Source organism: uncultured Rikenella sp. (genome assembly GCF_910579375.1).
Lineage (GTDB): Bacteria > Bacteroidota > Bacteroidia > Bacteroidales > Rikenellaceae > Rikenella.
Map to the genome: position 1 here is coordinate 1 of NZ_CAJTUJ010000107.1, position 6,670 is coordinate 6,670.

Sequence of the window (6,670 nt, forward strand, 5' to 3'; positions counted from 1 at the left end):
AACTCGCAATGCTCGTTTAGGCTCCGCAGACTTCGTCCGCTTGAACTGAGAGCGAGTAGCGCGATTCGTAGAATCGCCGGGCCTGCGCGCTGGGCCGTTCGGCCCACCCCCGGAGCGCGCGGCCCGAACCCGAAGAGTTGGGGCGGTGCTGACGGCGGAACTATTGCGACCTTTAGGTCGCCGGCCTCGGCGAGAGCGACGCATTAGCGGCGCGTGGGGGGCGCGCCGAGGACGAACCCGGCAGCCTGAGGCGGTAAATAGGTTGTTGTTCTTGCGATCCGTAGGGTCGCCGGGCCGGACGCCTCCCCACGGGAGGGACGCACAGCGTCTTTTACTGGCCGCCTCTACCCCACAACAGCATCTTCCGGGCGTCCGGCCTGCTTACTGCGCGCTTCTGCTTACTGGGGTGTGCTTTTGTGATTCGGGTCGAAGCCTGCGGGGCCTAAAGCAACGCCAGTTGCGGGCCTCCCGCTGGGGGAGGCTTCGGCCCGTGCGGTTCTTCGAACCGCAGGATTCAGCTCAAAAGTAGGGTAGAGGCTGTCGATTACTTAGGGTAGTTCCAGCCCATTGCCCCCCGCGGGCCCGCGGCGTTTATTCCGAGAGGCAACGCAACTGAAAACCGATAGCACGATTGTTCATGTAGCCCGGAGCAAGCCACGTTACGTCGAAATGCAATCCCACACTATAAGTGCCGGTCGCCAGAGTAGACCAGCTGTATCCGCTGAAGCCGACGCCGCCCTGGGAACTCGTATGGCTGCTGAGGTTGCCCGGGGCGGGGCGACAGCTGTCGGGCAGAGATCGGGAATCCGTTTTTCTGTTCGGCGGACGGTGGAGTATCGTGGAAAAGCAAGAAAAATCGAATGTGTTCGAAAATCGTTTGGAAATTCGATTTTTTATGTACATTTGTGATGTCCGGAGCACATCCGGACGACAATCGGAAAAATGAAAACAACGACTTTGGCACAAGCATGGTGGTGGCGCACGACTCGTAATCGATTCGCGTGAGGCACCGCTTTACACCTTTGTTCCAAGTTGCGAAAAACACTCAGAAAAGGCTGTCGGACTCACCGGCGGCCTTTCTCTTTTTCGCGATACCATACCGAATAAAAACACTAAAAATTACAAATACCATGAACTACCACGTAGACGAAAACGGTTACTACGGCGAATTCGGCGGTGCTTTTGTGCCCGATGAACTCCGCGAGAATATCGACCAGCTTACCGAACGGTATGTCGGGATTCTCGAAAGCCCCAAATTCAAAAAAGAGTTCGCAGACCTGTTGAAATTCTATGCCGGGCGGCCGTCGCCCCTCTATTTCGCGCCGAGGCTCAGCGCCCGGTACGGCGCGAGGATCTACCTCAAACGCGAGGAGCTCAACCACACCGGATCGCACAAGATCAATAACGCCATCGGGCAGATTCTGCTCGCGAAGGAGATGGGGTGCACCCACATCATCGCCGAAACGGGGGCCGGACAGCACGGGGTGGCCACGGCGACGGTCTGTGCGATGCTCGGGCTGCGGTGTACGGTGTATATGGGGGCGGTGGATGTCGAACGGCAGGCGTTGAACGTCGCGCGGATGAAGATGCTCGGGGCGACGGTCGAAGCGGTTACCAGCGGTGGGGCGACGCTCAAGGATGCGGTGGATGAGGCGCTGGCGTACTGGGTGTCGCATCCCGAGGCCTACTACCTGTTGGGGTCGGCGGTCGGGCCGCACCCGTTCCCGGATATCGTGGCGCGGTTGCAGGCGGTGATCAGTGCCGAAATCCGGGAGCAGCTGGCGGAACTGGAGGGACGCGAGACGCCGGACTATGTGATCGCCTGCATCGGCGGGGGGAGCAATGCGGTGGGGGCGTTCTACCATTTTCTGGAGGACGAGGCGGTGCGGCTGGTGCAGGTCGAGGCGGCGGGACGCGGAACCGAGGGGACGGAGCATGCGGCGTCGCTCACGTGCGGCACGCTGGGGGTGCTGCACGGGAGTCGGTCGATGATTCTTTTCGATGAGAACGGGGAGGTGAGGGAACCGTATTCGATCTCGGCGGGGCTGGACTATCCGGGGATCGGGCCGCTGCACGCCTATCTGGCGCAGACGGGACGTTCGACGGTGCTCACGGCGACGGACAGGCAGGCGCTGGAGGCGGCGCTGGAGCTGGCGCAGCTCGAGGGGATCATTCCGGCGATCGAGTCGGCGCATGCGCTGGCGGCGTTGCCGCAGCTCAGTTTCCGACCGGAGGAGGTGGTGGTGGTGAATGTCTCGGGACGGGGGGATAAGGATATGCCGATGTATGTGCGGGAGCTGGATTTGTAAACTTTTTGTCGTTACGGCTTATGGAAGAGTGGCCCAATAAGGCGCGACGGCCGATCAGGGAGTGGAACGAACAGGATCGGCCGCGCGAAAAGCTGATGAGTCGCGGGGCGTCGGCGCTGACGGATGCGGAGCTGTTGGGGGTGCTGATCGGGTCGGGTACGGTGGAGTGCTCGGCGGTGGAGATTGGACGCAGGCTGCTGGATGCGGTGGGGGGAGATTTGGTGGAGCTGGGGCGAAAGAGTCTCGCGGAGTTGCAGCGGTTCAACGGGATCGGGCTGGCGAGGGGGGTGAGCATCGCGGCGGCGTTGGAGCTGGGACGCAGGCGAGGGGCGGCGGAAAGGCCGGCGCAGGACTATATTGCGGGGAGTCGCGATATCGTCGCGATTTTCCAGCCGCTGCTGGCGGATCTGCCGCACGAGGAGGTGTGGGCGATGCTGCTCTCGAGGTCGAAGCGGATCATCGAACGGTTCCGGGTGAGTCAGGGCGGAATCGAGGGCTCGGTGATCGATCCGAGGGTGGTGATCCGCCGGGCGTTGGATCGGAATGCGTCGGGAATCGTGCTGGTGCACAACCATCCGTCGGGAAATGCTTCGCCGAGCGGGGAGGATGCGGAGCAGACGCGGAAGTTGCAGCGGGCGGCGGGATATTTCGATATCCGGCTGCTGGATCATGTGATTGTCTCGGATCGCGAGTCGTTCAGCTTCGCGGAGAGGGGGCTGCTCTAAAAGGCGAAGACGAGGTTGGCGCCGTAGGTCAGCGGTTTGCCGCGCTGGACGAACGACCGGCCGAAGGATTCGAAATAGAAGGCGCCGTAGTCGGTGTTCAGCAGGTTGCGGCCCCAGAGTTCCAGCCGCACGAAGTCGTGGCGGAGGGTGACTTTGGCGTTCAGAAGGCCGTAAAAGTCTTGCCGGACGTCGTTCGCTTCGTTCCAATAGATGGGGCCGGCGCCGGTGTATTGGGCGGCGAAGGTCAGCTGGTTCACCCACCGGTCGGGCAGGTTGAGGGAGTAGGCGCCGCCGAGCGAAAAGGTGTGCTGGGGTACGTAGGGGATGTGTTTCCCGCGGTAGTCGATCTGTTGGCCGTCGGCGTCGATCCCGCCGTCGTAATCGCGGAAGGTGGCGTGGGTGTAGCCGTAGTTCAGGTCGAAGCTCAGCCCTTGTACGGGGCGCACGCAGGCGGAGAGTTCCACGCCGTAGCTCCGGCCGCGGCCGGCGTTGGTCAGGATGCGGCCGCTGCCGCCGTTTACGAATTGGGTCAGTTGCACGTCGCGGATGTCCATCCAGAAGAGGGCGATTTCGGTCTCCAGCAGGCCGCCGAGGAGGCGGGCTCGGGTGCCGAGTTCGTAGTTCCAGGTCTCTTCGGGCTTGTAGGCCAGGGCGTTCCGGAGCTCTCCTCCGGTCGCGCCGTCGGCTTTCGTACCGGTCGATGCGCCGGGACGACCGCTGCCGCCGCTCATGGCGGGGCGGGCGGAGCGCAGGCTGTCCTGCATCACTTCCGAAAACATCTGGATGTTGTATCCGCCGGCTTTGTAGCCTTTCGCCACGGTGGCGTAGGTCATGATGTCGGGGGTGCATTCGTATTTGAGGGATATTTTGGGCAGGCATTGCCAGAAGTCCTGATGGTCGGTGCCGGTCAGGGTCTTGGCGAGGGGCATGGGGATGCCGCCGGGGGGGAGCATCTGGGGGCCGCCGGGCCGGTTTTCGGCCCGCAGGTCGAGCGACATGGAGGTGTTGTATTTCAGGGTCTGGCGTTCGTAGTCGAGCCGAAGGCCGAGGGTCAGCGAGAGGCCGGGGGTCAGCAGGTCGTCGATGGTGGACTGGTGGAAGAGGGCGATGCCGCCGGCGGGGGTGCGGTAGGTGCCGGGGTTGGGGATGCGGTCGTCGAGGATGGTCAGCTGGACGGGCATGGGGATGCCGTCGAAAACGGGCTGGAGGATATCGCGGATGCCGTCTTCCTTGAAGACGACGTCGCCGTCGGTGGTCAGGGCGTTGTAGAAACCGAAGAGGCCGACGGACCATTTGTAGCGGCGGTCTTCGCGGACGGAGCGAAGGACGAGCTCCTGGTTGACGGAGTGCTGGCGTTGCCGATGGTCGATGGTGAAGATGCTCTGGCGGGTGAAGTCCTGATCCATGGACATGTCGTCGTCGAGCCACTGGTAGCCGGTGTTGGAGGTGAGCTGGAGGCGGTCGGTGAGGTATTCGAGCCGCAGGGAGTTGTTGCTCATCCGGCGGCGGTAGTGACCGGGGTCGTTGTAGTCTACGGGGGCGATTTTCCCGCTCTCTTTGTCGTAGAGGCCGTAGGCGAAGGCGTCCTGGTCGGTGAAGTCGAACCCGCCGGCGAGCATGGCTTTCAGGCGGGGGGTGATTTGCCATTCGAATTTCAGACGGCCGCCGGCGGATTGGCCGCGGTCGGCTTTTCGGCCGGTGAATCGGTTGGTGAAGTAGCCGCCGTCGCGGTCGTAGTAGGCGCCGACGCTCAGGCCGGCTCGGTGGCCGAAGCGGGCGAGTTTCGATATTCGGGCTTGCCAGTTGCCGTGGCTGCCGCCGCCGACAGAGAGGCGGTGGCCTTGGTATTCGAGGGGGGAAAGGGTGTAGACGTTGATGATGCCGCCCATGGCGTTCCGACCGTAGAGGGTCCCCTGGGGGCCGCGGAGGACTTCGATGCGCTGGATGTCGAGGAAGTTGAAGTCGAAGGTGGATTTGTCCATGTAGGGGATGTTGTCGACGTAGAGGCCGACGCTCTGGCCGCTGCTCCGGGCGCCGACGCCGCGCAGGTAGACGGGGGTGGTCATCCGGGAGCCGTAGTCGGGGATGAAGAGGTTGGGAACGAAGGCGCTGAGGTCTTTGACGGATTCGATCTGGCGGTTGTTGATCCGGGTGGGGGTGATGAGGGAAACGGCTTCGGGAAGGCTCTGAAGGGCGTTGGTCTCTTTGGCGGAGGAGCGGACGACGATCTCTTCGGATTCGACGGTGCGGGTGGTGTCGCGGTCTTCGGCGTCCGCGAGGAGCGGGAGGGTGCAGCTCAGCAACAAAAGGAATAGGCGTTTCATTCTTGATAGAGGCTGTGGTTGGAACCGTTGGTTGAAAGCGCAAAGAAAGGGTTTACATTCGTTTCGGGCAATCGCTATATGTAGTGATAAGGGGGCTGACTGTTGTGGGTATTCTTGAGGGGGGTGCGGGATTTGGGTAGAGGCTGCCACGATTTGTTGGGGTAGAGGCTGCCCTTAAATCACCCGAAGGGTGCGCCCGCCCGGCGGGCGCGTTCGCGCCACGGCGGGCGGCCTTTGTTACTTCAAAGCAAACGCGCGCCACGCCTTAGGAGGGAAATCGTCCAAATGCGCTTGCGTGTTTTGACAAGATTTCCCCAGGCGCGCGAACAAAGCTCGCCTTATGCGCAAAAATCCGTCGCCCGCCCGCTTAAATGGCATATTCTGCCGATTGGCACTTGGCCAATCCGGCAAGAATTGCCGCGGGCGACGGAAATGCGGCGGAGCGACAGCGGAGCCGCAGTGAGGCGGACACGGGGCAGTGCTTTGGCCGAGCTTCTGCGACCCATAGGGTCGCGCAGTTCGCCGCACCCCATGCGGCGGACTGCAACTTCGCGGAGCTCGTTGCATTCACCGCTGGCGGCGAATAGCTAAGACTGAGAGCGAGTAGCGCGATTCCGAAAGGAATCGCCGGCCTCTTATTGGGGTAGAGGCTGCCCAATCGGAGTTCCCGAAGGCACCGGCGCGTGGGGGCGTGCCGAGGACGAATGCCACAAAAAGGGGTAATGAATGGGGGAAAGTGCTTTCGAGGGTCGAAGCCTGCGAGGTCCACAGCAACGTCAGTTGCGGGCCTCCGCTGGGGGAGGCTTCGGCCCGTGCGATTCTTCGAATCGTAGGATTCAGCTCAAAAGTAGGGTAGAGGCTGGCAGTAAAACGCCCTGCGGGCGCGTTTATTCCGAGAGGCAACGCAACTGAAAACCGTAGGCGCGAAGGTACACGTCGCTGGAATTGAGGTACGTCGCGTAATAGTGCAAGAGCACACCACGGTAGCGGTCTCCCGAATCGTAGGACGTGGACGATCAGTTGTACCCACCGATGCCGACACCCCACAATTCGCCTTCGCCGCTGCCGCGGTGGCCCGGGGCGGTGCCGCATGATCCGTAAAATCCGAATGGAAAAAATCGGTAGAAGTTTGGGTTTTAAGCCCCCGATCGGTTCCGGCGAAAGCTCTCCGGCCCGTTTATTCCGAGAGGCAACGCAACTGAAGACCGTAGGCCCGGTACGTCATGTGGCTGGGGTAGAGTTCCGTCACGCGGAAGAACAAGTACACGCCACGGTAGTGGTCGCCCGAATCGTAGGACGTGGACGACCAGCT

General features: G+C 62.2%; 3 protein-coding genes. 2 read left to right on the forward strand and 1 reads right to left on the reverse strand.

Going from position 1 to position 6,670, the window contains the following annotated elements; all coding sequences use genetic code 11:
* The first annotated feature begins 1,130 nt into the window (after positions 1-1,130).
* Together trpB and radC are read left to right on the forward strand one after the other, a co-directional pair.
* Complete coding sequence (trpB, locus tag QZ302_RS07915) at positions 1,131-2,309, forward strand: tryptophan synthase subunit beta (protein WP_294594275.1); 1,179 nt, start codon at positions 1,131-1,133, stop codon at positions 2,307-2,309.
* 20 nt (positions 2,310-2,329) lie between these two features.
* Entirely contained in the window at positions 2,330-3,034 is a 705-nt protein-coding gene (radC, locus tag QZ302_RS07920; protein WP_294594276.1) for a DNA repair protein RadC, read from the forward strand.
* Here the strand turns inward: radC and QZ302_RS07925 are convergent.
* Entirely contained in the window at positions 3,031-5,358 is a 2,328-nt protein-coding gene (locus QZ302_RS07925; RefSeq protein WP_294594277.1) for a TonB-dependent receptor, read from the reverse strand. The two genes, radC and QZ302_RS07925, sit on opposite strands and share 4 nt — an antisense overlap.
* Positions 5,359-6,670: the final 1,312 nt, after the last annotated feature.

Excerpts from the sequence above, each read along its gene's own strand:
- trpB (WP_294594275.1), top strand. The coding sequence starts at position 1,131 with ATGAACTACCACGTAGACGAAAACGGTTACTACGGCGAATTCGGCGGT.
- radC (WP_294594276.1), top strand. The coding sequence starts at position 2,330 with ATGGAAGAGTGGCCCAATAAGGCGCGACGGCCGATCAGGGAGTGGAAC.
- QZ302_RS07925 (WP_294594277.1), bottom strand. The coding sequence starts at position 5,358 with ATGAAACGCCTATTCCTTTTGTTGCTGAGCTGCACCCTCCCGCTCCTC.